The organism is Streptomyces sp. NPDC093795, assembly GCF_044764665.1.
Lineage (GTDB): Bacteria > Actinomycetota > Actinomycetes > Streptomycetales > Streptomycetaceae > Streptomyces.
The window spans coordinates 618,684-644,825 of the sequence record NZ_JBIWIO010000004.1 but is presented as its reverse complement, the minus strand read 5'-3'; the positions used below and the strand labels follow the sequence as shown (position 1 = coordinate 644,825).

24 protein-coding genes and 2 pseudogenes are annotated in these 26,142 nt (G+C 71.5%); 16 read left to right on the top strand and 10 right to left on the bottom strand.

The window, feature by feature from the left end:
- Nucleotides 1–296: pseudogene (locus ACIRB7_RS15105) on the top strand (ABC transporter); the annotation flags it as partial.
- On the top strand, nt 293–1,084 hold the full coding sequence (locus tag ACIRB7_RS15100) for an ABC transporter permease (RefSeq protein WP_403597640.1): 792 nt from the start codon (nt 293–295) through the stop codon (nt 1,082–1,084). The pseudogene ACIRB7_RS15105 and the gene ACIRB7_RS15100, both read left to right, overlap by 4 nt.
- A gap of 22 nt (nt 1,085–1,106) precedes the next feature.
- On the opposite strand, the gene ACIRB7_RS15095 is transcribed toward ACIRB7_RS15100, so the two are convergent.
- The 4 genes from ACIRB7_RS15095 to ACIRB7_RS15080 all read right to left on the bottom strand — a co-directional run bounded on the left by ACIRB7_RS15095 (nt 1,107) and on the right by ACIRB7_RS15080 (nt 6,003).
- On the bottom strand, nt 1,107–2,318 hold the full coding sequence (locus ACIRB7_RS15095) for a helix-turn-helix domain-containing protein (protein WP_403597637.1): 1,212 nt from the start codon (nt 2,316–2,318) through the stop codon (nt 1,107–1,109).
- Nucleotides 2,319–2,536: 218 nt separating this feature from the next.
- Nucleotides 2,537–3,481, bottom strand: a complete 945-nt coding sequence (locus ACIRB7_RS15090) for a hypothetical protein (protein WP_403597634.1) — start codon at nt 3,479–3,481, stop codon at nt 2,537–2,539.
- A gap of 118 nt (nt 3,482–3,599) precedes the next feature.
- Nucleotides 3,600–5,249 (bottom strand): DUF6801 domain-containing protein, encoded by a 1,650-nt coding sequence (locus ACIRB7_RS15085; RefSeq protein WP_403597631.1) that lies wholly within the window; start codon nt 5,247–5,249, stop codon nt 3,600–3,602.
- A 118-nt stretch (nt 5,250–5,367) separates the two neighbouring features.
- On the bottom strand, nt 5,368–6,003 hold the full coding sequence (locus tag ACIRB7_RS15080; RefSeq protein ID WP_403597628.1) for a hypothetical protein: 636 nt from the start codon (nt 6,001–6,003) through the stop codon (nt 5,368–5,370).
- A 629-nt stretch (nt 6,004–6,632) separates the two neighbouring features.
- Here ACIRB7_RS15080 and ACIRB7_RS15075 point away from each other — a divergent pair.
- Genes ACIRB7_RS15075 through ACIRB7_RS15015 form a run of 13 tightly spaced genes read left to right on the top strand, consistent with a single transcriptional unit; the run spans nt 6,633 to nt 18,837 of the window.
- Nucleotides 6,633–7,646 carry an ABC transporter ATP-binding protein gene (locus ACIRB7_RS15075; RefSeq protein WP_403597625.1) on the top strand — a complete coding sequence of 338 codons (1,014 nt, stop codon included), beginning with the start codon at nt 6,633–6,635 and terminating at the stop codon, nt 7,644–7,646.
- Between the two features lie 34 nt (nt 7,647–7,680).
- Nucleotides 7,681–8,445 (top strand): ABC transporter permease, encoded by a 765-nt coding sequence (locus ACIRB7_RS15070; RefSeq protein WP_351214226.1) that lies wholly within the window; start codon nt 7,681–7,683, stop codon nt 8,443–8,445.
- A gap of 5 nt (nt 8,446–8,450) precedes the next feature.
- A complete protein-coding gene (locus ACIRB7_RS15065; RefSeq protein WP_189801008.1) occupies nt 8,451–9,257 on the top strand; it encodes an ABC transporter permease in 807 nt (268 codons plus the stop codon).
- 1 nt (nt 9,258) lies between these two features.
- Entirely contained in the window at nt 9,259–10,509 is a 1,251-nt protein-coding gene (locus tag ACIRB7_RS15060; protein ID WP_403597621.1) for an MCE family protein, read from the top strand.
- Nucleotides 10,506–11,561: an MCE family protein gene (locus tag ACIRB7_RS15055; RefSeq protein WP_403597618.1), complete on the top strand. Its 1,056-nt coding sequence runs from the start codon at nt 10,506–10,508 to the stop codon at nt 11,559–11,561. The genes ACIRB7_RS15060 and ACIRB7_RS15055 overlap by 4 nt, the downstream gene beginning before the upstream one ends.
- The gene (locus tag ACIRB7_RS15050) at nt 11,558–12,622 is read left to right on the top strand and encodes an MCE family protein (RefSeq protein WP_403597615.1); all 1,065 of its coding nucleotides are present in this window, start codon (nt 11,558–11,560) and stop codon (nt 12,620–12,622) included. Before ACIRB7_RS15055 ends, ACIRB7_RS15050 begins: the two co-directional genes overlap by 4 nt.
- Nucleotides 12,619–13,647, top strand: a complete 1,029-nt coding sequence (locus ACIRB7_RS15045; protein WP_403597612.1) for an MCE family protein — start codon at nt 12,619–12,621, stop codon at nt 13,645–13,647. The genes ACIRB7_RS15050 and ACIRB7_RS15045 overlap by 4 nt, the downstream gene beginning before the upstream one ends.
- Nucleotides 13,644–14,879, top strand: a complete 1,236-nt coding sequence (locus ACIRB7_RS15040; RefSeq protein ID WP_403597609.1) for an MCE family protein — start codon at nt 13,644–13,646, stop codon at nt 14,877–14,879. Before ACIRB7_RS15045 ends, ACIRB7_RS15040 begins: the two co-directional genes overlap by 4 nt.
- Nucleotides 14,876–16,150 (top strand): MCE family protein, encoded by a 1,275-nt coding sequence (locus tag ACIRB7_RS15035; RefSeq protein WP_403597606.1) that lies wholly within the window; start codon nt 14,876–14,878, stop codon nt 16,148–16,150. The genes ACIRB7_RS15040 and ACIRB7_RS15035 overlap by 4 nt, the downstream gene beginning before the upstream one ends.
- Nucleotides 16,147–16,680, top strand: coding sequence for a hypothetical protein (locus tag ACIRB7_RS15030; RefSeq protein ID WP_403597603.1), 534 nt, complete (start codon nt 16,147–16,149; stop codon nt 16,678–16,680). Before ACIRB7_RS15035 ends, ACIRB7_RS15030 begins: the two co-directional genes overlap by 4 nt.
- Complete coding sequence (locus ACIRB7_RS15025; protein WP_403597600.1) at nt 16,677–17,495, top strand: hypothetical protein; 819 nt, start codon at nt 16,677–16,679, stop codon at nt 17,493–17,495. The genes ACIRB7_RS15030 and ACIRB7_RS15025 overlap by 4 nt, the downstream gene beginning before the upstream one ends.
- Before the next feature lie 26 nt (nt 17,496–17,521).
- Complete coding sequence (locus tag ACIRB7_RS15020; RefSeq protein ID WP_403597597.1) at nt 17,522–18,076, top strand: nuclear transport factor 2 family protein; 555 nt, start codon at nt 17,522–17,524, stop codon at nt 18,074–18,076.
- Between the two features lie 47 nt (nt 18,077–18,123).
- Nucleotides 18,124–18,837 (top strand): hypothetical protein, encoded by a 714-nt coding sequence (locus ACIRB7_RS15015; protein ID WP_403597595.1) that lies wholly within the window; start codon nt 18,124–18,126, stop codon nt 18,835–18,837.
- Nucleotides 18,838–18,871: 34 nt separating this feature from the next.
- Here ACIRB7_RS15015 and ACIRB7_RS15010 read toward each other — a convergent pair.
- The 3 genes and pseudogenes from ACIRB7_RS15010 to ACIRB7_RS15000 form a co-directional block, all read right to left on the bottom strand.
- Nucleotides 18,872–19,141 (bottom strand): annotated as a pseudogene (locus ACIRB7_RS15010) (DNA alkylation repair protein); the annotation flags it as partial.
- A gap of 74 nt (nt 19,142–19,215) precedes the next feature.
- The gene (locus tag ACIRB7_RS15005) at nt 19,216–19,506 is read right to left on the bottom strand and encodes a hypothetical protein (protein ID WP_403597592.1); all 291 of its coding nucleotides are present in this window, start codon (nt 19,504–19,506) and stop codon (nt 19,216–19,218) included.
- Between the two features lie 102 nt (nt 19,507–19,608).
- Complete coding sequence (locus tag ACIRB7_RS15000) at nt 19,609–20,508, bottom strand: NAD(P)-dependent oxidoreductase (protein ID WP_403597589.1); 900 nt, start codon at nt 20,506–20,508, stop codon at nt 19,609–19,611.
- 63 nt (nt 20,509–20,571) lie between these two features.
- On the opposite strand from ACIRB7_RS15000, the gene ACIRB7_RS14995 reads away from it, so the two are divergent.
- On the top strand, nt 20,572–20,922 hold the full coding sequence (locus tag ACIRB7_RS14995) for a winged helix-turn-helix transcriptional regulator (RefSeq protein WP_403597586.1): 351 nt from the start codon (nt 20,572–20,574) through the stop codon (nt 20,920–20,922).
- Nucleotides 20,923–21,038: 116 nt separating this feature from the next.
- Here ACIRB7_RS14995 and meaB read toward each other — a convergent pair whose 3' ends face one another.
- From meaB to ACIRB7_RS14980, 3 genes are read right to left on the bottom strand one after another with little or no spacing between them, the layout of a single operon-like run.
- Complete coding sequence (meaB, locus tag ACIRB7_RS14990; RefSeq protein WP_403597584.1) at nt 21,039–22,022, bottom strand: methylmalonyl Co-A mutase-associated GTPase MeaB; 984 nt, start codon at nt 22,020–22,022, stop codon at nt 21,039–21,041.
- A complete protein-coding gene (scpA, locus tag ACIRB7_RS14985) occupies nt 22,019–24,193 on the bottom strand; it encodes a methylmalonyl-CoA mutase (protein WP_403597581.1) in 2,175 nt (724 codons plus the stop codon). Before scpA ends, meaB begins: the two co-directional genes overlap by 4 nt.
- A complete protein-coding gene (locus ACIRB7_RS14980) occupies nt 24,193–26,004 on the bottom strand; it encodes a methylmalonyl-CoA mutase family protein (RefSeq protein WP_403597578.1) in 1,812 nt (603 codons plus the stop codon). The genes scpA and ACIRB7_RS14980 overlap by 1 nt, the downstream gene beginning before the upstream one ends.
- Nucleotides 26,005–26,142: the final 138 nt, after the last annotated feature.

Here is a 26,142-nt window from a genome sequence, read left to right as displayed (position 1 = left end):
AACGCCTCATCCCCGGCGGCCACGTCCGCCTCCGCTTCTCCGACCCCACCGCCTACCGCACCGCCGCCACCACACTCCACGACGCCGCCCCCGACCACGACAACCTCACCCTCCAACTCCCCAGCGACGGCAGCCAGCGCCACCTGCGCACCATCCTCGACCGCCTCGACACCGCCCACATCGAAGCCGACGAACTCACCGTCCACACCCCCGACCTCGACGACGTCTTCTTCGCCCTCACCGCCACCACCACCGTCCCCACCCAGCAGGGCCCGTCCAAGGAGACCGTCCGATGAGCTCGATCACCCTCGCCGTCCGCGACACGTCGACCATGCTGCGGCGCAACCTCCTCCACGCCCGCCGCTACCCGTCCATGACGCTCAACCTGCTGCTCTCCCCGATCATGCTTCTGCTGCTCTTCGTCTACATCTTCGGAGACGTCATGAGCGCGGGCATCGGTGGTGGCGGCGCGGACCGCTCCGACTACATCGCCTACATCGTCCCGGGCCTGCTCCTGATGACCATCGGCAGCACGGTGATCGGAGCCGCGATCGCCGTCTCCATGGACATGAGCGAGGGCCTCGTCGCCCGCTTCCGTACGATGGCGATCCATCGCGGAGCGCTGCTCATCGGGCACGTCGTCGGCAGCGTGCTCCAGGTGCTCGCCAGTCTGATCCTCGTCGGTGCCGTCGCCGTGGCCATCGGCTTCCGGTCCACCGACGCCACGGCCCTGGAGTGGCTGGCGGCGTTCGGGCTGCTCACGCTGTTCGCCCTGGCGCTCACCTGGATCGCGGTCGGGATGGGCATGGCCAGCCCGAACCCGGAGGCGGCCAGCAACATGGCCATGCCGCTGATCCTCCTGCCGCTCGTCTCCAGTGCCTTCATCCCGGCGGACACGATGCCGGGCTGGTTCCAGCCCATCGCCGAGTACCAGCCCTTCACCCCCGCCATCGAGACCCTCCGCGGCCTCCTCCTCGGCACCGAGATCGGCCACAACGGCTGGCTCGCCGTCGGCTGGTGCCTCGCCCTCATCACCCTCGGCTACTTCTGGTCCAAGGCCCTCTACAACCGCGACCCGAAGTAACCCGCCCCGGCGGTCGTCGCTCTCAGTCCGTGCGCTTCGTCTCCTGGAGATGGAGCGCACGGAGCGCTGCTTCCAGAGCGAAGCGGTGCTCCGGGTCGAGCAGCCGGTCGCCGAAGTGGGCGTCCAGGTTCCGCAGGCGGTAGCGGACCGTCTGGGCGTGCACCCCCAGCATCTCGCCGACCTGTTCGGCGGGTGCGCGCGTGGAGACGTGGACGCGCAGGGTCTCGATCAGCCGCTCGCGCCGGGTGCCCGACAGACCGTCGAGCGGGGCCAGTTCACGCTGGGCGAGATGGGCGGTGAGCGCCGGGTCGGACAGCAGCCATAACGTTGTCAGGTGGTCCTCGCAGTGCACGACGGGGGCGTCCGCCACGACACCGTCGTCGATGAGTTCGAGGACCCGCCGTGCCCAGCGGATGGAGTGGGCGGCCTGACCCGGCGGCACGGTCAGGCCGACGACGGCGGGAGTGCCGGCCAGGGCGGAGCGGAGCATCGCGAGCCGCTCGGCGGTGAGGGGGCCGGGGATGAGCAGATGCGGCTGGGGGAGGCCGAGGTCGGCGAGGACGTCCCGGTCGAGGCCCGCCTGGACGAGTTCGGCGACCGGCGGGCGCAGGGCGACCAGGGTGCACTCGGCGGGGAGCTGCCAGGAGGCCTCCTGGCACAGCTCGGCGATGGTCGCCCGGGGCAGCGGCGGCCCGGCGACGACCAGGTGGAGCAGTTGTCTTCGCAGCGCCGCCACGTCGGTCATCCCGCGCGCCTGGACCATGACGTACCCCTCGCGGGAGAGGGACTCCAGTTCCTCGACGTAGGCGAAGAGGGCGTCCGCGAAGGCCAGGATGAGGGTCGGGGAGAGGTTGTACGTGCGTCCGATGATCTTGGCCCGGCGCAGCGCGATGCGCGCGCCGAGGCGGTACGCGCCCTGGAGGGTGTCGAGGTCACGGCCCTCGTAGGCCTCCACCCGGCCGAACTTGCGCAGGAGTTCGTCCCGGAGGGCGGAGTTCGCCCCGGGGGCGGCGACCCGTTCCACGAAGGCCGCCAGGGCCTGCTCCACGCCCTGGCGGATCGCGTCCGAGTGCGGCCCGTTGAAGAGATGGGCGTACACGGGGTAGGCCCGCTGGACCTCCACGCCGATCTCCTTGATGAGGCCGGGGATCTCCGGCCTCATCAGATCGGCGAACTCTCGGGGGAGCGGATCGAGCGGTTCACCGGTGGCCGGTGAGTGTGCGATTGCGGGCATGGGCCGATCCCTTGCTCTCCTGCGCGACCGGTGGGGGGAGCGACGGTCTGCGGCGCCCGACCTGGTGAGGTGGGCGCCGCAGGGGCCGTCAGGCGCGTACCGACGTGGACTGCTGAAGCTAGGACACCTGCTGTGTGCTGTACACAACTTGCGCAGGAGTTGGCGCCCCTGGAGGGTGTACGCCCCCGACTAGGCCGGGAATCGCCCCTGACTGGCCGTTACTTGACGGCGGAGTGCCAGTTCTGGGACAGGACCTTTCCGGCGTCCGGGGCGACGACGCCGGGCGCGTAGAGGCCGGTCAGGTACGTCTGCGTGTTGTCGAGCGTGAGGCGGTTCTTCCCGGCGGCGGACGGCAGCCCCGTCTTGAGGTTGACCGCGCCGTCGATCAGGCCGAACAGGCCCAGGCCGCAGCCGCTGGCGCCGGGGACGGCGAAGGTGGTGTCGACCTGGGTGGAGCCGAGGATGTTGAGGCGGCTCATGTCGCCTTCCTCGTTCGGGGAGCCGTCGCCGTTGAAGCGCTCCACGGCGAAGGAGGGGGACGTGGCGTTGCTCGGACGGAGCATGATCGGCTTGGACTTCGTCCCGATGTAGCAGTTGTTGCCGAGGAACGGGTTCTGCAGGTGGATGCGGACCGGGATGTTGACGATCGGCATGTCGGTGAGGACGCCCGCGATCTGGTCGAAGTCCGAGGGGGTGCCGACCGACTCCACGGTGGCGGTGATCTTGTTGAGCCTGGCGTCGGACAGCTGCTTGCAGATGTCGGTGATGAACGGGATGTCGCTCGGGCACATCAGGCCGAGCAGACCGCCGGGGACGGTGGCCGAGTCGGCGATGATCGCGCCGGCGGCGGGGGCGACGACCGTGCTGGTGCCGTCGGCGTTCTGGATGACGCCGATCTGGAGGTCGGTCCTGCCGGTGACCACGGTCGTGTTGCCGAGCTTGATGGAGCCGCTGGCGGAGGAGGAGGAGACGCACTGCGGCGCCTTGTCGAGGCCGTCGGCGGCGAGCATCGCGGGGGCGTCGACGGGGCAGCGGGTGAACGGTGCCCAGCTGCCGTCCAGTTCGGGGGCGGCCGCGGTCGCCGTGCCCATGGAGACGAAGGCGCCGAGCGCGGTCAGGGCGGAGAGGGTGGCGAGGCGGGTGCGGGGGGAGACGACGGGCATGGCGATGCCTTCCGTTGAGGGGAGTGGACGGGACGGGAGAACGTGGGGAAGGAGGGGCGGGCCGGGAGGGCGTGGGGCCAGGAGGGCGGACCGGGCGCACCGGGCCGGGTGCGCCGGTTCAGCGCTCCGGCTCGGGGACCACGTACGGCTGACGGTCCTCGGTGCACTGGCCCTCGGTGGGCACCTCGACGCCCACGGCGCACGTCTGGCCCTGGATCTGCTTGAGGTGGTTGCCGGGGCCGGAGATGGAGGCGGTGAGGAGCCGGTCGAGGTTCTCGCCGCCGGCACCGCAGCCCTCGAAGGCGGGGATGGTCACCTCACCGGTGAGCGGGCCGCCACTGGTGAGGACGTAGCCGGTGGCGTCGGTGCCGTTGAGGAGCTGCCCCTTGCCCAGAAGCACCAGATGGTCTCCGGGGTACTTGGCGGGGTCGGGTTCCGGCGAGCTGAGAGGCTTCGCCGTGCGGCAGGAGGGGCCGACGTCCAGCCGGGTGCCGTTGACGCGGACGTCGAGGACGCGCAGGACGAGGGGGGCGCGGATCCAGGTCTCCGCGATGTTGTCGGGGAAGACGAGGAGGATGTCCGACTCGACGGCCATGGGCCCCGCCTGCTCCAGGACCATGGTCGCCGTGGCCGGCATGAAGTCGAAGGTCAGGAAGGTGGCCTTGAAGGGCGGGGACTGCTTGCGCCCCTCGTACGAGAGCTCGGCGTCCGACTTCTGGAGGAGGTGCAGGCTGCCGTCCGGCCGGAAGTCGATCTCCGGGATGCCCTGTTCGATGAGGACGCAGGACACCGGGACGAGCGTGGCGCCGTTCAGCTTCCGCACGTTGGCGTAGCCCGTGATGTACGCGGTCAGGGACGTGGAGGTCGGCGCGTCCTTGCGGCAGGGCGGTGCGGTACGCGGGCCGGGCGCCGCGCTGGGCGTCGCCTCCGGGACGGCTCTCGGGCCGCTGTCCGCCGCGCTTCCGGTCTCCGGGGCGGCGGGGGGCTCACCGGTCCCGCCGGTCGTCGCGCTCGCCGTCGGGGAAGCCGGCCGCGGGGACGAGGACGGAGGGGAGGCGGAGGGAGACGAGGGCGGCGAGGGGGAGGCCGAGGAGGGGTCGGTCGACGGCGTGGAGGGAGCGCTCGGTGTTCCGGTGGAGGCCCCGGCGCCGACCGGGACCCTCGCGAGGACCCCGGCGCCCTCCGTGTCCTGGCCGGGGACGCAGGTCACGGAGAGGGAGGCGGGGGTGGTGGGCGTGCCGTCGGCCGCGCTCAGGGCGAGGTCGACGCCGATGTCTCCGGCGGTGAGGGTCAGTTCGCCGGTGCTGCCCGTCGTCAGGCCGGGGACGTCGCCGGTCGTCGTGAGGGCGAGGGATCCTTCGGCGGGTACGTCGAGGGGCTGGGCCGTCCCGCGCCAGGTGACGTCCGTACGCTGCCCGTTCTGGTCCGCGCCGACCGTGAGCAGCGTCTCGGCCCGTACGGTGGCGGCCTTCGGCGCGCCGAGGTCGGCCACGGCCGGGGCCGGGAGTTCCACTGTCGTGCTGACCTCGGTGGGCCGGACCTCCTCGCCGACGGCCACCCGGTCGGGAACGGTGGCCTTGATCCGTACCGTCGCGGGCTGCTGTCCCGAGGGCAGGGCGCAGAGATAGGGGAGTTCGGCGTCGACCTCGTGGGAGCCCAGGGCGACCGCGGCCGCGGGCAGGAGGGGGGCGAGTGCCACGAGTGCGGCGATCGCCGCACCGCGCGCGTGGGCGCGGGAGGGCCGCAGGGCGGCTCGCTGGCCTCTCATCTGGTGCTCCGCTCGGGTCGTGCGCGTGCGTGCGCGGGGTGAAGGCGGTCGGGGGTACGGACAGGCCCGCGTCCGCCCGGCCGGGGTCGCCGGCCGGACGGACGCGGGTTCCTGGGTCCTACGGGTTGGAGCCGACGATCGTCGGGATGGTGGTGGTGCCGGCCTTCTTGACGAGATAGGTGCCCTTGAAGGTCGGCTTGGCACCGACCGGGACGGCGGAGCCGCAGTTGGTCGACGAGACGACCGTGAGCTCGCCGGCGACGCTGTTGACGGCGAGCGCGCCCGTCGAGTTGGTGTACGTGCCGGACGCCTTGCCCGTCACGCGGAAGACACAGGCGCCGACGGTCACCTTGGCGTCGACGTTGCCGACGTAGCCCTTGGTGACGCCGGTCGCGGCGGTGTAGTCCTGGGCCACCACGGTCCAGGGGGTGGTAGCGACGGTGGTCACGTTGCCCAGGACGCTGGTGCAGGGGGCGCCGGTGGCGCCGAAGGCGATGGCGCTGATGGAGGCGACGGTGGCCGGGTTGCCGGTGGCGCTCTGCATGGTGCCCGAGGCGTTCGACTTCGTGCACGTCATGGCGATGCCGTTGACGCTCAGGACGACGTTGCCGCTGTTGGCCGCGGTGAAGCTGGACGGCGTCGGGTTGACCGTCCAGACGGTCGAGGGCACCGCCGATGCGGGGGCGGCGGCGAGGGCGAACGCGGCGGTGGCGGCACCGGCGACGACGGCGAGGTTTCTCATGGGCTTCTTCATGGCTGTGGGGCTCTCCTTGGGGATGTGACCGGCAGAGGGTGGCCGCGGTGGGGGTCGAGCGGCCGGCGGCCCGGCATTTCTCGGCCGCGAAACCTGACGTTACTTGCGGGAAACTTAGCTGAACAATGGCGCCGCCCATGATTCTTTGAAGAGGCCGAATTGCCTGTCAGGCGGGTGAGCGGTGGCGGGAATCCCCTTGGTTCCGGGGTGCGCAATGTCGACAATTCTGATCGATCAGGGGCGATTGGCGAGGGGCCGGTATTCGACTCTCGCCGGCGGCCGGTTTTGTGCTCGCTGCTCTCCGCGGTGACAAGCGGCGAAGTGGAACTGTCTCCCGGCTGACAATTGCTGCGCTGTTCCGTCCTGTCCAGGGAAAACTCGGAATCCGGTATTGCCGAGGAAGGTTACTCGGCCGTAGCGTTCCGGGGGCGGCGACCAGTCGCAGGTCGGCGCAGCTCTGCACGCCCGACCTGTCTCGGCGGAGACAAAAGACGATCGCTGTCTTGTCTCCGCGGTGACATATGCGGGAGCGGATCAAGGATTTTGCCGCCAGGCTATTGTCCGGGTGATCCGCACCGACTTACCGTGCGCCCGCGACGCATGCCAGGTGCACGCTTGCTGGAGGTGGGATGGGAATCGAAGTAGTCGTTGAGGGTCTGACCATGTCCTTTGGCAAGCAGAACATCTGGCAGGACGTGACGCTGACATTGCCGGCCGGAGAGGTGAGCGTGATGCTCGGCCCTTCCGGCACCGGAAAGACGGTCTTCCTGAAATCGCTCATCGGACTGCTCAAGCCCCAGCAGGGCCGTGTCCTCATCAACGGCGTCGACATGGTCAGCAGTCCGGAACGCGACATCTACGAGACCCGGAAACTCTTCGGCCTCATGTTCCAGGACGGCGCCCTCTTCGGCTCCATGACCCTCTTCGACAACATCGCCTTCCCGCTGCGCGAGCACACCCGCAAGCGGGAGTCCGAGATCCGGCGCATCGTCATGGAGCGGATCGACCTCGTCGGCCTGCTCGGCGCGGAGGGGAAGCTGCCGGGCGAGATCAGCGGCGGCATGCGCAAACGCGCCGGCCTGGCCCGCGCGCTCGTCCTCGACCCGCAGATCGTCCTGTGCGACGAACCGGACTCCGGGCTCGACCCCGTCCGCACCGCCTACCTCTCCCAGCTGCTCATCGACCTCAACGCCCGTATCGACGCGACGATGCTGATCGTCACCCACAACCTGGACATCGCGGCCACCGTCCCCGACAACATGGGGATGTTCTTCCGGCGCAACCTGGTCACCTTCGGCCCGCGTGAGGTACTCCTCACCAGCGACGAGCCGGTCGTGACGCAGTTCCTCGCCGGCCGCCGCGAAGGCCCCATCGGCATGTCCGAGGAGAAGGACGCCGCTCTGCTCGCCGCCGAGGCGGTCAACCCCACCGGCCACCGGGCGGGCGGGCCCCCCGGTATCGTCCCGCAGCTGGAACCCTCGCCCGGCCTGCCGCCGCGCGCGGCCGTCGCGCGCCGACGGGAACGGGTCCTCGGCATGCTCGACCAACTGCCGCCCGCCGCCCGCGCGGCCATCCGCGACACCTACGCGCGGAGCGCCGCGGCGCCCACCCTGACCATGCCGGCCCCCGGGAGCGGCTCGTGATCACCCTGACAAGACCGGCTCCGGGGAGCGGCTCGTGATCACCGGCGCGCTGCGGCAGACCGGCCGTCTCTTCGCCCTCACCGCCGAGGTGAGCCGGGCCGTCTTCCGAAGGCCCTTCCAATTCCGGGAGTTCCTGGAGCAGTTCTGGTTCATCGCCAGCGTCACCATCCTGCCGGCCGCGCTCGTCTCCATCCCGTTCGGCGCCGTGATCGCCCTCCAGGTCGGCTCCCTCACCCAGCAGTTGGGGGCCCAGTCGTTCACCGGCGGCGCCAGCGTCCTCGCCGTCATCCAGCAGGCCAGCCCGCTCATCGTCGCCCTCCTGATCGCCGGCGCCGGCGGCTCCGCCATCTGCGCCGACCTCGGCTCCCGCAAGATCCGGGAGGAGCTCGACGCGATGGAGGTCATGGGCGTCTCGCCCGTACAGCGTCTGGTCGTCCCGCGGGTCCTCGCCACCATGGCGGTCGCCGTCCTCCTCAACGGGATGGTCTCCGTCGTCGGGACACTCGGCGGCTACTTCTTCAACATCATCCTCCAGGGCGGCACCCCCGGCGCCTACCTCTCCAGCTTCTCCGCCCTCGCCCAGCTGCCCGACCTCTACATCAGCGAACTCAAGGCCCTCATCTTCGGGTTCATCGCGGGCATCGTCGCCGCCTACCGGGGGCTCAACCCCCGCGGCGGCCCCAAGGGAGTCGGCGACGCCGTCAACCAGTCCGTCGTCATCACCTTCATGCTGCTGTTCTTCGTGAACATGGTGATGACCGGCATCTACCTCCAGATCGTCCCGCCGAAGGGAGGCTGAGACCGATGGCCTCCCCGTTCGTCTGGCTCGACCGGTCCGGCGACCAGCTCCTGTTCTACGTCAGAGCCCTGCTCTGGATCCCCCGGACGCTGCGCCGCTACCTCAAGGAGGTGCAACGGCTGCTCGCCGAGGTCGCCTTCGGCTCCGGCGGCCTCGGGGTCATCGGCGGCACCATCGGCGTCATGATCGCGATGACGCTGTTCACCGGAACCGTCGTCGGCCTCCAGGGGTACGCGGCACTCGAACAGATCGGCACCGCGGCCTTCACCGGGTTCGTCTCCGCGTACTTCAACACCAGGGAGATCGCCCCGCTCGTCGCGGGACTCGCCCTCTCCGCGACCGTCGGCGCCGGCTTCACCGCCCAGCTCGGCGCCATGCGCATCAACGAGGAGGTCGACGCCCTCGAAGGCATGGGCATCCGCTCCATGCCGTACCTGGTCACCACCCGCATCATCGCCGGGGTCGTCGCCATCGTCCCGCTCTACGCGATCGGCCTGCTCTCCTCCTACCTGGCCTCCCGCTATGTGACGGTCCTCTTCAACGGCCAGTCCCAGGGGACGTACGACCACTACTTCAACCTGTTCCTGTCACCGACGGACGTCCTCCTGTCGGTGCTCAAAGTGCTGATCTTCAGCGTGATGGTGATCATCGCCCACTGCTACTACGGCTTCCGGGCCTCCGGCGGCCCCGCGGGCGTCGGCATCGCCGTCGGCCGTTCCGTACGCAACGCCATCGTGCTGATCAGCGTCACCGACTTCTTCCTGTCGCTTGCCCTCTGGGGCGCGACCACGACCGTGAAGGTGGCGGGGTGAGATGAGCGACTCAACGGCCGAGACCCTGCGCCGCCGGTCCGCCGGCGTCGTGTTCCTCCTTGTGCCCGCCCTGCTCGCCTGGCTGGCGGTCGCCGTCTACGACAAACGCTTCACCGACTCCGACCCGGTCGTCGTCGAGACCGGCAGCATCGGCAACGAGATGCACCTCGGCGCCGAGGTGAAACTGCGCGGTGTCGTCATCGGCGAGGTCCGCGCCATCGACGCCACCGACGGCGGAGCCCGGCTCACGCTCGCCATGCGGCCCGGCACCCTGCGCCACGTCCCCTCCGACGTCCGCGCGCAGATGCTGCCCACGACGCTCTTCGGCGAACGGTTCGTCGCCCTCGTACCGCCCGGAAACCCCTCGGCGCGACCCCTCGGCCCCGGCGCCGTCATCCCCGAGGACCGCTCCAGCAACGCCGTCGAACTCCAGCAGGTCCTCGACAACGTCCTGCCGATGCTCACCGCCGTCCAGCCGCAGAAGCTGTCGGCGACCCTGTCGGCCGTCTCCCAGGCCCTCGAAGGACGCGGCGACAAGCTCGGCGAGACCCTCGCCCGGCTCGACGCCCACCTGCGGAAGTTCAACCCCCACCTGCCCACCCTCAACCGCGACCTGAAAGAACTCGTGAAGGTCAGCCACATCTACGCCGACGCCGCCCCGGACATCGTCACGGCGCTCACCGACTTCACCACCACCAGCGGCACCCTCGCCGAGAAGGAGGGCGAGCTGGCCGGCACCCTCGGCGTCACCACCCGCACGGCCGAGGACCTGACCGCCTTCCTCCGGCAGAACAAGGACAACATCATCCGGCTCAGCGCCACCAGCAGGCCCACCCTGGAACTGCTCGCCGAGTACGCCCCGTCCTTCCCCTGCACCCTGCGCACCCTCGCCCAGTTCGTACCCGCCATGGACAAGGCACTCGGCAAGGGCACCGACCGGCCCGGACTGCACGTGAACGTGACCACCGTGCCCTCGCGCGGCGCCTACGTCCCCGGCCGTGACACCCCCTCCTACGGATCCGGTGGCGGCCCGCGCTGCTACCCGGTGCCCTATCCCGGCGTCCCGGCCGCACCCGCCGCCCGGGCGTCCGCCGCCGACCAGCAACTGGGACCCGCCAACTCCCCCCAGGAGAACGACCTCGTCAACGAACTCCTCGCCCCCGCCGCGAAGAAGCTGCCCGGCGACCTGCCGGACTGGAGCAGCCTCCTCGCGGGACCCGCGTTCCGCGGCGCGGAGGTGACCCTCCGATGACGACCCGACCCACCCACACGCGACGACGCGGCCTGACCGGGACACTCCTCAAGTCCCTCGCGTTCGTCCTGGTCACCGCCCTCGCCACCACCGTGCTCGGCTTCAGCATCGCCAACACCGGCGTCGGCTCCGCCACCCGCACCTACAAGGCCCTCTTCACCGACGTCACCGGGCTCGTCAACGGCGACTCCGTGCGCATCGCCGGAGTGAAGGTGGGCGAGGTGACCGACGTACGCGTCGTCGAACGGCGCACCGCCCAGGTCACCTTCTCGGTCCGCGAGGACCGCTCCCTGCCCCGGTCGGCCACCGCCGCCGTCAAGTACCTCAACATGGTCGGGCAGCGCTACATCTCCCTCGGCCGGGGCAGCGGCGACCTCACCGGCACCCTGAGCGCCGGGGAGACCATCCCGCTCGACCGCACCACCCCCGCCCTCGACCTGACCCTGCTCTTCAACGGGTTCAAGCCGCTCTTCGAAGGCCTCTCGCCCGGCGACGTCAACGATCTCGCCGGCTCGCTCGTCCAGGTCCTCCAGGGCGAGAGCGGAACGGTCGACAGCCTCATGCGCCACATCGGCTCCCTCACGAAGACCGTGGCCGCCAAGGACGAGGTCATCGGCCAGGTCGTCACCCACCTCAACACCGTCCTCACCACCCTCAACAACCGCGAGGCCGCGTTCGGCGACCTCGTCGTCACCCTCCAGAAACTCGTCACCGGCTTCAACACCGACCGCAAACCCCTCGGCGAGGCCGTCAAGGCCATCGGTGACCTCACCACGACGACCGCCGGGCTCTTCCAGGAAGGCCGCGCCCCCCTCAAGAAGGACATCCGCGAACTGGGGCGGCTGTCCGGGACCCTCGGCGACCACACCCCCGCCATCGAGCGGTTCCTCGCCAACACCCCCGCCAAGATGACGGCCCTCGCCCGGCTCTCCTCGTACGGCTCGTGGTTCAACCTCTACCTCTGCGAGGCACGCGTGAGCGGCGTGGAAACGTCCGACGGCTCCAAGCCGCCGACCGGCATCGCCGTGACCGAACCGAGGTGCCGAGGATGAGCACCCGCCCCGGCACCCGCACCCGCCCCCGGCTCAAGCCGGTCAAGGAACGCAACCCCGTCGCCGTCGCCGTCGTCGGACTCATGGTCCTCGCCCTGCTCGCCGCCCTCGCGTACAACGTGGAACGGCTCCCCCTCGTCGGCGGCGACACCGCCTACAGCGCCGACTTCTCCGAGGCCGCCGGGCTCGACGCCGGCGACGAGGTACGCATCGCCGGGGTCAAGGTCGGCAAGGTCACCGACGTCTCCCTCGACGGCCCCAAGGTCAAGGTGACGTTCGAGGTCGGCGACGCCTGGATCGGAGACCGGTCGACCGCCGCCATCGCCATCAAGACCCTCCTCGGCGAGAAGTACCTGGCGCTCGACCCGCTGGGCTCCGCCCCCCAGGACCCCGGAGCCCGCATCCCGCAGTCGCGCACCACCTCCCCGTACGACGTGACGCAGGCCTTCCAGGACCTCAGCGGCACCGTCGACGCCCTCGACACCGGGAAACTCGCGGAGAGCTTCCGGACGATCTCCGACACCTTCAAGAACTCGCCGCCGCACGTGCGCAACGCCGCCACCGGCCTCTCCGAACTGTCCAAGTCCGTCTCCAAACGCGACACCGAACTCGCCAGACTCCTGCGGAACAGCGAGAAGTTCACCAAGACCCTGGAGAACAAGAAGTCCAGCTTCGAGACGCTCATCGAGGACGGCGGCTCCCTGCTCGGCGAGCTCAAGAAGCGCCGCGACGCCATCCGCGCCCTGCTGAAGGGCAGCCGCGACCTCGGCACCGAACTCAGCGGCCTCGTCGGCGACAACGACCGGCAGCTCGGCCCGACCCTGAAGGCCCTCAGCCGGGTCACGGGCGTCCTGGAGAAGAACAGCGGCCAGCTCGACAAGACGCTCGCGCTCATCGGCCCGTACTACCGGCTCGTCGGCAACACCCTCGGCACCGGCCGCTGGTTCGACAGCTATCTGTGCGGCGTCGTGCCCCGTACCTATCTGCCCGAAGCCTCGCAGCCCAAGTCCGGATGCCTGCCGCCGAAACAGACGGCGACGGCCAAGGGGAGCGGTGAATGAAGACCAGGACCAGAAGACCCCTCGTCGCCGGCCTCGCCCTCGCGGTGCTCGCCGCCTGCGGTCTCGTCGTCGTACGCGTCCTCGACACCGGCGGCATCCGCGTCACCGCCTACTTCGACCGCGCGGTCGGCGTCTACGCCGGATCCGACCTGCGCGTCCTCGGGGTCAGGATCGGAGAGGTGGAGTCCGTGGAGCCGCAGGGCACCCGGGTACGCGTCGGACTCCGCCTCGACGAGGGCGTACGCGTCCCCGCCGACGCGCGGGCCCTCGTCGTCGCCCCGAGCATCGTCGCCGACCGGTACGTGCAGCTCAGCCCCGCCTACACCACAGGACCCGCCCTCGCCGACGGCGCCCAGCTGCCCGCCTCCCGCAACCGCACCCCCGTCGAGATCGACCAGCTCTACGCCTCCCTCACCGAACTGAGCCGCGCACTCGGCCCCGACGGCGCCAACGCGACCGGCGCCCTCTCCGAACTCCTCGACACCGGCGCGAAGAACCTCAAGGGCAACGGCACGGCCATCGGCACCTCCATCGCGGAGTTCGGCAAGGCCGCCAAGACCCTCGACGGCAGCAGCGACCACCTGTTCGCCACCCTCACCCAGCTCCAGACCTTCACCACCATGCTCAAGAACAAGGACGGCGACGTCCGCACCGCCCAGGAGCGCCTCGACGAGGTCGTCGGCTACTTCGCCGAGAACAGGGACGACCTCGCCGGCGCCCTCAAGGAACTCGGCAAGGCCCTCGCCCAGGTCAAGACGTTCATCAAGGACAACCGCGGCGAACTGAAGAAGAACATCGACCGGCTCGTCCCCCTCACCCAGACCCTCGTCGACCAGCGCGCCTCCCTCGCCGAAGCGCTCGACGTCGCCCCGCTCGCCGCGGGCAACCTCGTCGGCGCGTACGACAAGGACAACCGCACCATCCACGGCCGCGCCAACCTCAACGAGATCAGCATGGGCGGACCGCTGCTCCCGCTGCCGGTGACCGGCGGCTCCGCCGCGGGCACCGGAAAGGGGGAGCGGTGAGACGCGGCACCCTGCCCTCGAAGAAGGCGGTCGGCGCCGGCGCCACCGGCCTGATCGCGCTCGGCCTCGGCCTCGCCGTCGTCCTCGGCGCCCTCCCCGCGAACCCCGTCCGGTTCGACGGCATCGAGGACCTGCCGCTGCCCGGCGGCGCCGACCTCGGCGCGAACCCCTACACGGTCACCGCCGAACTCGACGACGTCCTGAGCCTCGTGCCGCAGTCCGCGGTCAAGGTCAACGACGTCGCCGTCGGCCGCGTCACCGCCATCGAGCTCGGCACCGGCACCTGGTCCGCCCGCGTCACCCTGGAGATCAACGGAGACGTCCGGCTGCCCGCCGACGCCGGTGCCCGCCTGGAACAGTCGAGCCTCCTGGGCGAGAAGTACATCCAGCTCGTCGCCCCACGGAAGGACAGCGGAACCCGGCTCACCGAAGGCAGCGTCATCCCCCTGGCCCGCACCAGCCGCAACACCGAGGTCGAGGAGGTGTTCGGCGCGCTGTCCCTGCTGCTCAACGGCGGCGGCGTCAACCAGCTCAAGACCATCACCCGGGAACTCAACGCGGCGCTCGGCGGACGCGAACCCGAGGTCCGCTCCATGCTGAAGCGCGTCAACACGCTCGTGGCGAACCTCGACGCCCACCGCGGCGACATCACCCGCGCCCTCGACGGCGTCAACCGGCTCTCCGCCACCCTCGCCGGCCGCAAGAAGGACGTCGACACCGTCCTCACCAACCTCTCGCCCGGCCTGAAGACCCTGGAGAACCAGCGAGGCTCCCTGCTGACCATGCTGCGCGCCCTGGACACACTGTCGGGTGTCGCCGTGAGCACCATCGACGCGAGCAAGAAGGACATGGTCGCCGACCTCAAAGCCCTCGCGCCGACCCTGACGGCACTCGCGGACGCCGGTGCCGACCTCCCCGAATCGCTCCAGGTCCTCCTGACGTATCCCTTCACCGACGAGGTGATGCGGGGCATCAAGGGCGACTACCTCAACACCTATCTGCACCTCGCCGCCGCCCCGGGGACCCAGGTGATCCCGCCCCTGATCCCCAGGGCCGAACCGACGCCCTCCCCTTCGGCCACGACCCCGGCCCCGGACCCGGCCGCCCGTGAGCGCACGGGGACGAGCGGCGCCGCCCGGAGCCCGGACACGGCCCTGCCGCTGCCACCCGTCGCGACGGGCACCCGGCCGGCGCCCGCCGGCACACCGAAGGACGGAGGCGAGAACCGGTGATCACCCGCACCGTACGGCTGAAGAACCTCGCGTTCCTCGTCATCGCCGTGCTCGTCCTCGGCTTCGTCGGCGTCCGCTACGCCGACCTCGGCCGTTACGCCGGCGTCGCCGACCACTACACCGTGCGGGTCCAACTCGCCCGCACCGGAGGCCTGTTCACCCACTCCGACGTCACCTACCGGGGCGTCTCCGTGGGACGCGTCGGAGACATCGACCTCACCGCCGACGGCGTCGTGGCCGAACTGCGCATCAAGAAGTCCGCCCCCCGGATCCCCGCCGACGCGCGGGCCGTGGTCGCCGGACTCTCCGCCGTCGGCGAGCAGTACATCGACCTGCGCCCCGAGAGCGACGGCGGCCCCTACCTCGCCGACGGCGCCCGCATCGAACAGTCCGACACCCAGGTACCGGCACCCGTCACCGACGTGCTCGCCGGCATGAACGACCTCGCGGGCTCCGTACCCCTGGAGTCCCTGCGCACGGTCGTCGACGAACTCGGCAAGGCCTTCGAGGGACACGGCGACGACCTCCAGGTCCTCCTCGACAACGGCAGCAGCTTCGTCGAGGCCGCCGACAGGTCGCTGCCCGCCACCACCCGGCTCATCCACGACGGCGAGGTCGTCCTGCGCACCCAGGCCGAAGAAAGCCGCGCCATCCGGGACTTCGCCACCGGCGCGCGCGACCTCGCCGTCACCCTCAAGGGCTCCGACGCCGACCTGCGCCGCCTCCTGGCCGTCACCCCCGACGCCGCCGGTCAGGTCAGCGGCCTCCTGCGCGACCTCGACCCCAGCCTGAGCGTCGTCCTCGCCAACCTCCTCACCACGTCGGAGCTCGCCGTCACCCGGCAGCGCGGCACCGAGGAACTCCTCGTGAAACTCCCCGCGGCCGTCTCCGCGGGAGCGACCGCCGTCGACGGAGGACGCGTGAACATCGGCCTCGCCGTCACCTTCTTCAAGCCGCTGCCCTGCACCTCCGGATACGGGGGTACGCGCTACCGCAACGGACTCGACCTCGGGACCGCGCCCGCCCTCAACACCGGAGCGGCCTGTACGGGCTCCGCCGCGGCCGGCGTCAACGTACGCGGCTCGGCCCACGCCCCGAAGGGCGGCACCCTGCCCGCACCCGCCAAGCCCGGCTCCCTTCCCTCGGGCGGCGCGCGCCCCACGACGGGCGCGCAGGCGACGATGCCCGGCGCGCTCGCGCTGCCGTCCCAGCCCGGCGGTCCGACGGACATGGCCGGACTGCTCGGCCTGAACCCCGGGAGCACGCGGTGAGGCGGGCGAGGATCCTCGGCACCGGCGCCCTCGTCGTCGCCCTCGGCTTCTGCGGCACCGGCGCGTGGACCTACGCGCAGGCCCGCACCGACCAGGAGCTCGCCTTCAGTCGCGAACGGGACACCGCGCTCGCCGAGGGCCGACAGGGCCTCACCGTCCTGAACACCCTCGACGCCTCGACCCGCGAGCGCGCCGAAGCGGGCATCCGGGCCTGGCGCGACGCGTCCACAGGACCGCTCCGCACCGAACTCGAGCGCACCGCACCCGCGGTGGGCGCCTCGGCGCGCGCCACGGTCACCGAGGCCGCGCTCACCGCACTCGACGCGAGAGCCGGTACGGCGAAACTCATCGCGACCGTCCGCGTCGACGTCACCCCACGCGGGACCGGCACGGCGACCACCGACCGCAAGCGCCTGGAAGCCGTCCTGACCCGCACCGGCGAGAACACCTGGAGGGTCGCGGCCCTGAGCGCGGTCCCCGTGGCCGGAGCGGAGAAGCACGAGAACGAGAGCGAGGGTGCGGGCGAGTGACGCGACTGCTGCGCAAGGCGACCGGCGGGACACCTGAACCGGACGAGGCGGGCTCGACCGAGCCCCCGGCCGGAACGGCCCGGGACACGGTCGGGCTTACGGAGAACGCGAGGGCGACCACGGCCGAGGACAAGGGCGGGGCGAGTCCCGCCGCCGGCGATCGGGCAGAGCCCGCGCGCGGCGGCGGGCCAGAGGCCGCAGACGACGAAGGGGCAGCGTCCGCCGACGGCGAAGGGGCAGCGTCTGCCGACGGTGACGGACCAGGGCCCGCCGACGACGGGACGGAGGCCCCGCCTCGCGGTGGGGGCCGTTCGGTCGCCCTCCGGCGCAGGGGCGCCCTCGCCGCTGCCGTCGTCGCTCTGCTCGTCGGCGGAGGCGTGTTCTTCCACGCCGCCCACCAGCTCCGGTCCACCCCCACCGCGCGCAACCACGCCCTCACCGATACCGGGGCCACCACCCGCGTCAGCGGCGACGTCGCCGAAGGGCTCGCCCGGATCTTCTCGTACGCCCCCGCCGGCGCCGACGCCGCCGAACGCTCCGCCCGGACCGTGCTCGCCGGGCGCGCCGCCCGTCAGTACGAGGACCTGTTCGCCCAGGTCCGCGCGAGTCTCGTCGAGCAGCGCATCACGCTCACCACTCAGGCCGTCCGCACCGGAGTGATCGAGCTCGACGGGGACAGCGCGCGCCTCCTCGTGTTCCTCGACCAGACCTCGCGGCGGGACAAGGCCGCCGCCACCTCCGCCGCCGCCCAGCTCACCGTCACCGCGAAGTTCGAGGGCGACCGGTGGCTGATCGTCGACATCAAGGCCCGCTGACGATGAGCGGGAGACGGGAGCACCCCATGACACGCCCGGTCCGTACCCCGGTCCGCACCCCGGCGGGCATCCGGCCGGCCCTGGCCGTGGCCCTCGTACTCACCCTCGTCGCCGGCGCCTTCGCGGCCTGGGCGGGCCGGGACTGGTACGCCGCGGCGCACGACGACTCCGCCGCGTACGCCGTGCAGCGTGACCGGGCGCTCGCGGCGGGGGAGCAGGCCGTGCAGAACCTCAACACGCTCGACCACCGGCGCGTGGAGCAGGGGCTAGACCTCTGGGAATCGTCCACGACGGGTGACCTGCACAAGCAACTCACCGAGGGGCGCGAGGAGTTCACCAGTCAGGTGCGGACCGCGAAGACGGTGACCACGGCCCGCGTGCTGTCCGGCGCCGTCACGGAACTCGACGACCGGGCGGGCCGGGCCCGGGTGCTCGTCGCCCTGCGCATCACCGTCACGACGCCCGACAGCAAGAGCACGGAGAAGGACAGCCGCATGCTGGGCGAACTCACCCGCGCCGACGGCCACTGGAAGCTCAGTGCGCTGGGGCAGGCCCCCGTGGGCGGCACGGCGGCCGGCTGACCGGGCCGTACCCCCGACAGCCGCCCGCACCCGAAAGGACACGCACGATGCCGACCACCCGCCACCACCTCAACCGCCAGCGCCGCCGCCAGGCCCTCGCGGGCCCGCCGGCCGAGCCCGCCGTACGGACCAGGCAGCGACCGGCGGCGACGCCCGTACGGGAGACGGCCGCGGCGCCGAAGCGGGAAGCCGCAGCCGAGGTACCGGCGCGGCCGCGTCACCTCGTCCCGCTCGTGGTCCTGTGCGTCCTGACGCTCCTCCTCGGGGGCTTCGCGGGATGGGCGTACAGCAGGGCGGGGGAGCTCCGTGACGATCCCGCGCGCGGCAACACGGCCCTCACCGACCTCGCCCGTACCAGTGAGATCAAGGGACAGACCGCGGCGGCCGTCGCCGCGCTCTTCTCCTACGACCACGCCGACACGGCCCCCTTCGAACAGGCCGGGAAGACCCTCCTCACGGGCAAGGCCGTCGCCCAGCACCGGACGCTGCTCGGCGGGGTGCTCGCCCAGGCCGCCCAGCGGAAGACGGTGATCACCACGACGGTCACCGACAGCGCGGTCGAGCGGATCGACGGCGACCGCGCCCGGGTCCTGGTCTACGCCGACCAGAGCAGCGTCAGCACGGCCGGCACCGGCGGCAAGCAGAAGACGAAGGCCCAGGCCCAGGACCAGGGGGTCTACGCGGGCGCCATGTTCGCCGTGGACGTCGTGCACCGAGACGGGCGCTGGATCGTCGAGAACCTCGACACCTTCGGCCGCTGAACCCGCTGAACCGGCTGAGCCCTCTCCGGCAGCCTCACGAAGCCTGCTGCCGGCGCACCATCTCGTTGATCCACACCGGCGCGAACGGAGACGTGCAGCCCGGGGACGTCGGATAGTCCTTGAGCACTTCGAGCCGCTCGCCGATGTCCAGGGCGCGGGCGCGGTGCTCGGCGTGCTCGATCCCGATCTGCGCCAGGCAGTGGTTCATCGCCCACCGGAGGCGGCCCGGGGCGTCCTTCATCTCCGCTTCGACCACGTCGAGCAGCCCGGCGAGGTCCAGGCCCTCGGGCTTCTTCGCCACCGTCGATCCCGCCGCGGTCGCCTGGGCCACCTCGGCCTCCTCCTCCGTCGCGTACGGGCTTCAGCCTACGGCTGCCGTCAGCCGCCGAGTCCTGGGACCCAGTGGTTGTGTACCTGAAGGACACGCGGTTGGTCCGCTGTCTCCGGCCAGCCGAGTTCGGTCGCGACCGGCATCATGCGTTCGGCGAACGCCTCCATCTTCTGCTCGGACTCCCAGACGTCGAGGATCTCCAGACCGTCGTCCGTCACGGCGCACGCGTGGGACACACAGCCGTCGAAGATGTCGGGCGTCTCCTGGAGTCTGGCGTTGAGGGTGTCGTACTGCTCGGTGGTGATACCCGAGAGGACGGCGTGGACGAAGATCGCCATGGCGGGCTCCTCCTGCTGAGGCGCGGCATCCCCCTACCTGCCAGGACATCACGCCCGGCCGGGGACGGCATCCGAGGAGCCCGTCCCCGGCCGGGCCTCGGATCAGCGCCGTCCCAGGACCTCGGAGACCCGGGTGAAGCCCTCCGCGCCGTGGCCGAGGCCCACCGTGCGGCGCGCCAGACCCTCGGCGGCCCGCATCACGCTCGCGTCGATGCCGTGCGCCTCGGACGCGTGCACGATGTGCGCCATCGTCGAGACCGCCGAGGTGAGCGGATTCCCCTCGCCGGAGTACGCGCCGCTCTCGATGTCCTCGGCCAGCTCCCCGAACAGCGGCGGCAGGATCGCGCCGATGCCCTGGGCGAAGGGCGCCAGCTCACGGGGGGTGATCCCCTCGGCGCGCGCCACCGCGACGGCGTGCGCGTACCCCGCCATCGAGGTCCAGAAGATGTCGAGCAGCGCGATGTCGTACGCCGCCGCCCGGCTGATCTCCTCCCCGAGGTGGGTGTGGGTGCCGCCGAGGGCGTCGAGTACCGCGCGGTGCTCGGCGTAGAGGGCCGAGGGGCCGCTGTGGAGGAACACGGCGTTGGGCTTCCCGATGGTCGGGGTCGGGGTCATGATGGCGCCGTCGAGATAGCCGATGCCGTGCTCGCCGGCCCAGCGCCCGGTGTCCCTGGCCCGCTCGGGGGTGTCGGCGCTCAGGTTCACGACGGTCCGCCCCTTCAGCGCACGCGTCACGGCGGCCTGTCGCAGGACGGAGTCGGTGGCGTCGTAGTTGACCAGGCAGACCACGGTCAGCGGGCTCGCCACGACCGCCTCCTCGGCGCTCGCGGCCGCCACGGCACCGGCCGCGACGAGTTCCCCGTCCCGGCCGGGCGTGCGGTTCCACACCGTGGTCCGCACACCCGCCTCCAGGAACGCGGCGGCCAGCGCCCGGCCCATCGGACCGAGACCGAGAACAGTGACGGCGCGCTGCCCGGAAGAGGGCAGGGGGGAAGAAGACATGGGTGAACTCCCTTGTAGACATACGAGAGAAGGAAACGCCGGAGGAGAAGGAGAGGGACGCGGATGAATCGCGCCCGGGCCCAGGACACCAACGTCTGCGGAGTGAGCGCCGCGATCGTGGTCATCGAGGGCAAATGGAAGACGGCGTTGCTGTGGCTGCTCGAGACAGGCCCGCACCGCCCCGGTGAAATGCGCCGGAAGCTCCCCGAGATCAGCGAGAGAGTGCTGACCCAGGCGCTGCGCGAGATGGAGGACGACGGCCTCGTGCACCGCGAGGTGTACGACGTCGTGCCCCCGAAGACCGTCTACTCGCTGACCGGCTTCGGACTCGAACTCTGCGAGGCCATCGCCCCGTTGGCCGCCTGGGGGTACCGGCGCCTGGACCGGCTCACGACCGTGCCCACCGCTTCCTGAGGCCCTGTCCTGCTCCCGCTCCCTTCCTCCGGGCCGCTCTCAGCTTCGCCCGGGGGACGCACCCCCGTCGAGTACGCACAAAAAAGTGGGTATACGGGGGTGCGCCAGGGGGGTGGTCAGTCGCGCCGCTCGCCGAAGGCGTGCAGGATGCGCTCGGCGGCCAGGGTCGCCGTCAGCTCCCCGGCGCGGACCCGCCGCTCCAGGGCGGGCGCGAGGTCCCGTACCGCCGGGTCCGTGTGGAGGCGGCGCAGGAGTTCGTCGCGGACCATGACCCAGGTCCAGTCGACCTGCTGGTCCTGGCGCTTGGCCGTGAGACGGCCGGTCGAGTCGAGCAGGGCGCGGTGCTGCTCGAGACGCCCCCACACCTCGTCGAGGCCGGCCGACTCCCGGGCGCTGCAGCTGAGGACCGGCGGTGTCCAGAAGGAGTCGGCGCCGTGCATCAGCCGCAGGGCGCCCGCGAGTTCACGGGCCGCGGCGCGGGCGTCGCGCTCGTGCGGGCCGTCGGCCTTGTTCACCGCGACCACGTCGGCGAGTTCGAGGACGCCCTTCTTGATGCCCTGGAGCTGGTCGCCGGTGCGGGCCAGCGTGAGCAGCAGGAACGAGTCGACCATGTCGGCGACGGCGGTCTCGGACTGCCCGACGCCCACCGTCTCGACGAGCACCACGTCGTAGCCGGCGGCCTCCATCACGACGATCGACTCCCGCGTCGCCTTCGCGACGCCGCCGAGCGTGCCGGCGGTGGGGGAGGGGCGCACGAAGGCCGCGGGGTCGACGGCGAGACGTTCCATCCGGGTCTTGTCACCGAGGATGCTGCCGCCCGTACGGTTCGACGAGGGGTCGACGGCGAGCACCGCGACCCGGTGGCCGAGCCCCGTCAGCATCGTCCCGAACGCGTCGATGAACGTCGACTTGCCGACACCGGGCACACCGCTGATCCCGATCCGCACGGCGTTCCCGCTGTGCGGAAGGAGTTCCGTCAGGAGCTCCTGGGCGAGTGCCCGGTGCTGCGGGCGGGTCGACTCGACGAGGGTGATCGCGCGGGCGACCAGCGCCCGCTTCCCCTCGCGTACACCCCGTACGTACGTGTCGAGATCGATCACCGCTCGTGCCCGAGGTCGGCCGACAGACGCGTCACCAGGTCGTGGGCCGCGTCGGGGATCACCGTCCCGGGCGGGAACACGGCCGCCGCGCCCATCTCCAGGAGCGTCGCCACGTCCTGCGGAGGAATCACCCCGCCGACCACGATCATGATGTCCTCGCGGCCCTCGGCGGCCAGCTCCTCCCGGAGCGCCGGGACGAGGGTGAGGTGTCCGGCGGCGAGCGACGAGACCCCGACGATGTGCACGTCCGCCTCGACGGCCTGGCGGGCCACCTCGGCCGGGGTCTGGAACAGCGGGCCGACGTCGACGTCGAAGCCCAGGTCGGCGAAGGCGGTGGCGATCACCTTCTGGCCGCGGTCGTGGCCGTCCTGGCCCATCTTGGCGACCAGGATGCGCGGCCGGCGCCCCTCGGCCTCACCGAAGGCGTCGACCAGGGCCCGGGTGCGGTCCACGGAGGGGGACTCGCCGGCTTCGTTGCGGTACACACCGGAGATCGTACGGATCTGCCCCGCGTGCCGGCCGTACACCTTCTCCAGGGCGTCGGAGATCTCACCGACCGTCGCCATCGCGCGGGCAGCGTTCACGGCGAGCTCCAGGAGGTTGCCGTCACCACCGGCGGCCCGGGTGAGCGCGTCGAGCGCGTCCTGGCAGGCCTGCCCGTCGCGCTCCTCGCGCAGCCGCTTCAGCTTGGCGATCTGCTGGGCGCGCACGGAGGAGTTGTCGACCTTGAGGACGTCGATCTGCTCGTCGGTCGCCACCCGGTACTTGTTGACACCGATCACCGGCTGCCGTCCGGAGTCGATCCGGGCCTGGGTACGGGCCGCCGCCTCCTCCACCCGCAGCTTGGGGATGCCGGCGTCGATCGCCTTCGCCATGCCGCCTGCCTGCTCGACCTCCTGGATGTGCTTCCAGGCGCGCCGCGCGAGGTCGTGGGTGAGGCGCTCCACGTACGCGCTGCCGCCCCACGGGTCGATGGTCCGGCAGGTGCCCGACTCCTGCTGGATGAGCAGCTGGGTGTTGCGGGCGATCCGGGCGGAGAAGTCGGTGGGCAGGGCGAGCGCCTCGTCGAGGGCGTTGGTGTGCAGCGACTGGGTGTGGCCCTGGGTGGCCGCCATGGCCTCGACGCAGGTGCGGGTGACGTTGTTGAACACGTCCTGCGCGGTGAGCGACCAGCCGGACGTCTGCGAATGGGTCCGCAGGGAGAGGGACTTGGCGTTCTGCGGGTCGAACTGCTTGACCAGCTTGGCCCACAGCAGCCGGGCGGCGCGCAGCTTCGCGATCTCCATGAAGAAGTTCATGCCGATCGCCCAGAAGAACGACAGGCGCGGCGCGAACGCGTCGACGTCGAGCCCGGCCTCCCGGCCCGCGCGGATGTACTCCACCCCGTCGGCGAGTGTGTACGCCAGCTCCAGATCGGCCGTCGCACCCGCCTCCTGGATGTGGTAGCCGGAGATGGAGATGGAGTTGTAGCGCGGCATCCGCTGCGAGGTGTAGGCGAAGATGTCGGAGATGATCCGCATCGACGGCCCCGGCGGATAGATGTACGTGTTGCGGACCATGAACTCCTTGAGGATGTCGTTCTGGATGGTCCCGGCCAGCTTCTCCGGCGGTACGCCCTGCTCCTCGGCCGCCACGATGTACAGCGCGAGCACCGGGAGCACGGCGCCGTTCATCGTCATCGACACCGACATCCGGTCCAGCGGGATGCCGTCGAACAGCTGCCGCATGTCGTAGATCGAGTCGATGGCCACGCCGGCCATGCCGACGTCACCGGTGACGCGCGGGTGGTCGCTGTCGTAGCCGCGGTGGGTCGGCAGGTCGAAGGCGACCGACAGACCCTTCTGCCCCGCGGCCAGGTTGCGCCGGTAGAAGGCGTTCGACTCCTCGGCCGTGGAGAAACCCGCGTACTGCCGGATCGTCCACGGCTGGTTGACGTACATCGTCGGGTACGGGCCGCGCAGATACGGGGCGATGCCGGGGTACGTGCCCAGGAAGTCCAGGCCCTCCAGGTCCTGCCCGGTGTAGAGCGGCTTGACGCCGATGCCCTCCGGGGTCTCCCAGAGCGGTTCGTCCCCGCCCGTCGCCTTCTTGACCGCCGTATGCCAGGCGTCGGGGTCGCCGTCGGCGGTCGGCGTCCCGAGCTCGATCCCGGAGAAGTCGGGGATGGACATCAGGACACTCCCATGCGGTCGAGGGTGGTGGAGAGCAGGGTCACGGCGTCGCAGCCGGCGAAGGCGTACGTGTCGACACCGGCGTACGACCCGGGGCGGCCGGCGAGGAACACATGCCGCGCGCCCGCCGCCCGCAGGTCCCGGGCGGTGTCCTCGGCCCGCTCCTCGTACACCGTGTCACTGGAGCACAGGCACACCTCCTGGGCCCCGCTCTCGTCGAACTCGCCGCCGGTGACCGGCTCGATGCCGCCCGTCCGGAACAGGTTGTCGGCGAAGGCGAGCCGGGCCGAGTGCGCGGCAGCGGGGCCGAGCGCCGCCAGATAGACACGGGGTCGCGCGCCGGTCGCCGCCAGGTGGGCGTCGGAGCGGGCGCGGAGCGCCTCGAAGGCCTCGTCGCGCCGGACCCGGGGGAGCCCGCCGGCCGGCGGCTCGGGCGCCGGGGCGCGGTCGACGGGCTTCTCGTCGAGGTGCGGGAACTCACTGACGCCGGTGATCGGTTCGCGGCGGGTGGCGAGCTTCGCGCTGCGCGCGGACCAGGTCTCGGCGAGGCGTTCGCCGACGGTCCCGGACCGCAGCGCTGCCTGCTGGCCGCCCGCCCGCTCGATGCCCTGGAAGAACTCCCAGGCCGCGTGCGCCAGCTCGTCGGTCAGCCGCTCCACGTACCAGGAGCCGCCCGCCGGGTCGATCACCCGGGAGAGGTGCGACTCCTCGATGAGGACGGTGGAGGTGTTGCGGGCGATCCGGCGGGCGAACGCGTCCGGCAGACCGAGCGCCTCGTCGAAGGGCAGCACGGTGACGCTGTCGGCGCCGCCCACCCCGGCGGCGAGCGTGGCCACCGTGGTGCGCAGCATGTTCACCCACGGGTCGCGGCGCGTCATCATCACCGGCGAGGTCACCGCGTGCTGCCGCTGCGCGCCCGCGTCGCGGGCGCCGCAGACCTCGGCCACCCGGGCCCACAGCCGGCGGGCCGCGCGGAGCTTGGCGATCGTCAGGAACTGGTCGGCGGTCGCCGCGTAGCGGAACTCCAGCTGCGCGCACGCCTCGGCGACGCTCAGTCCGGCCTCGGTCAGACCGCGCAGATAGGCCACGCCCGTCGCGAGCGAACAGCCCAGCTCCTGCGCCGCCGAGCCACCGGCCTCGTGGTACGGCAGCGCGTCGACGGTGAGGGCCCGAAGGCCCGGGTACCGGTCGGCGCAGCGGCGCGCGAGACCGGCGACGGACGCGAGGTCGTACGCCGGGCGGCCGGTGCGGGCCTCGTGGCCCAGGGGGTCCGCGCCCAGGTTGCCCAGGGCCGCGTCGGCGGCGACGCCCCGCTCCTCGTACAGCCGGAAGAGCCGCTCGGCGGCCGACTCCGTCTCGTCGCCCGCGTCGAGGACGATGGGTGCGAGGTCGAGGTAGACGCCGTCGAGGACCTTGTCCAGGGAGGCGACCGGGATGCCGGTGCCGCCGACGCCCAGCCACAGGGACGTGACGCCGTTCTCCAGGTCGGAGAGGACGGCGTCGCCGTCGGCCGAGAGGTGGCGCTGGCGTACGTCCCAGCCGCCGGGGGTGTTGCCCTCGGCGCGGCCGCCGCGCACGAAGGGGGCGAAGCCGGGGAGTCCGGCGTCGGGGGCGGCATCGCGCGCCGTGTACAGGGGCCGGGTGTCGAGGCCGTCCTCCAGGAGCGTCGACAGGGCGTCCTCGGCGGCGTCGCCCGAGACCTCCTTGCCGGACTTGCGCAGGACACCTGCCACGAGGTGTTGCCACTGCTCGTGTGGCGCGTCGGGGAATTCGGACGCCAGGGGGAGCCCGTCGTCAGGCAGGACCGTCATGCTCGGATGCTAGGGGAGATCGTCAAAGGAGCAGGAGGGCGTACGACTGTGACCTTCTTCTCGTCGACCTGCGGCGTTCCGTGTGGTGGGGGTCTTTCCCGGCGTTGTCAGTGGTGGCTGGGACGCTGGTCCTCATGG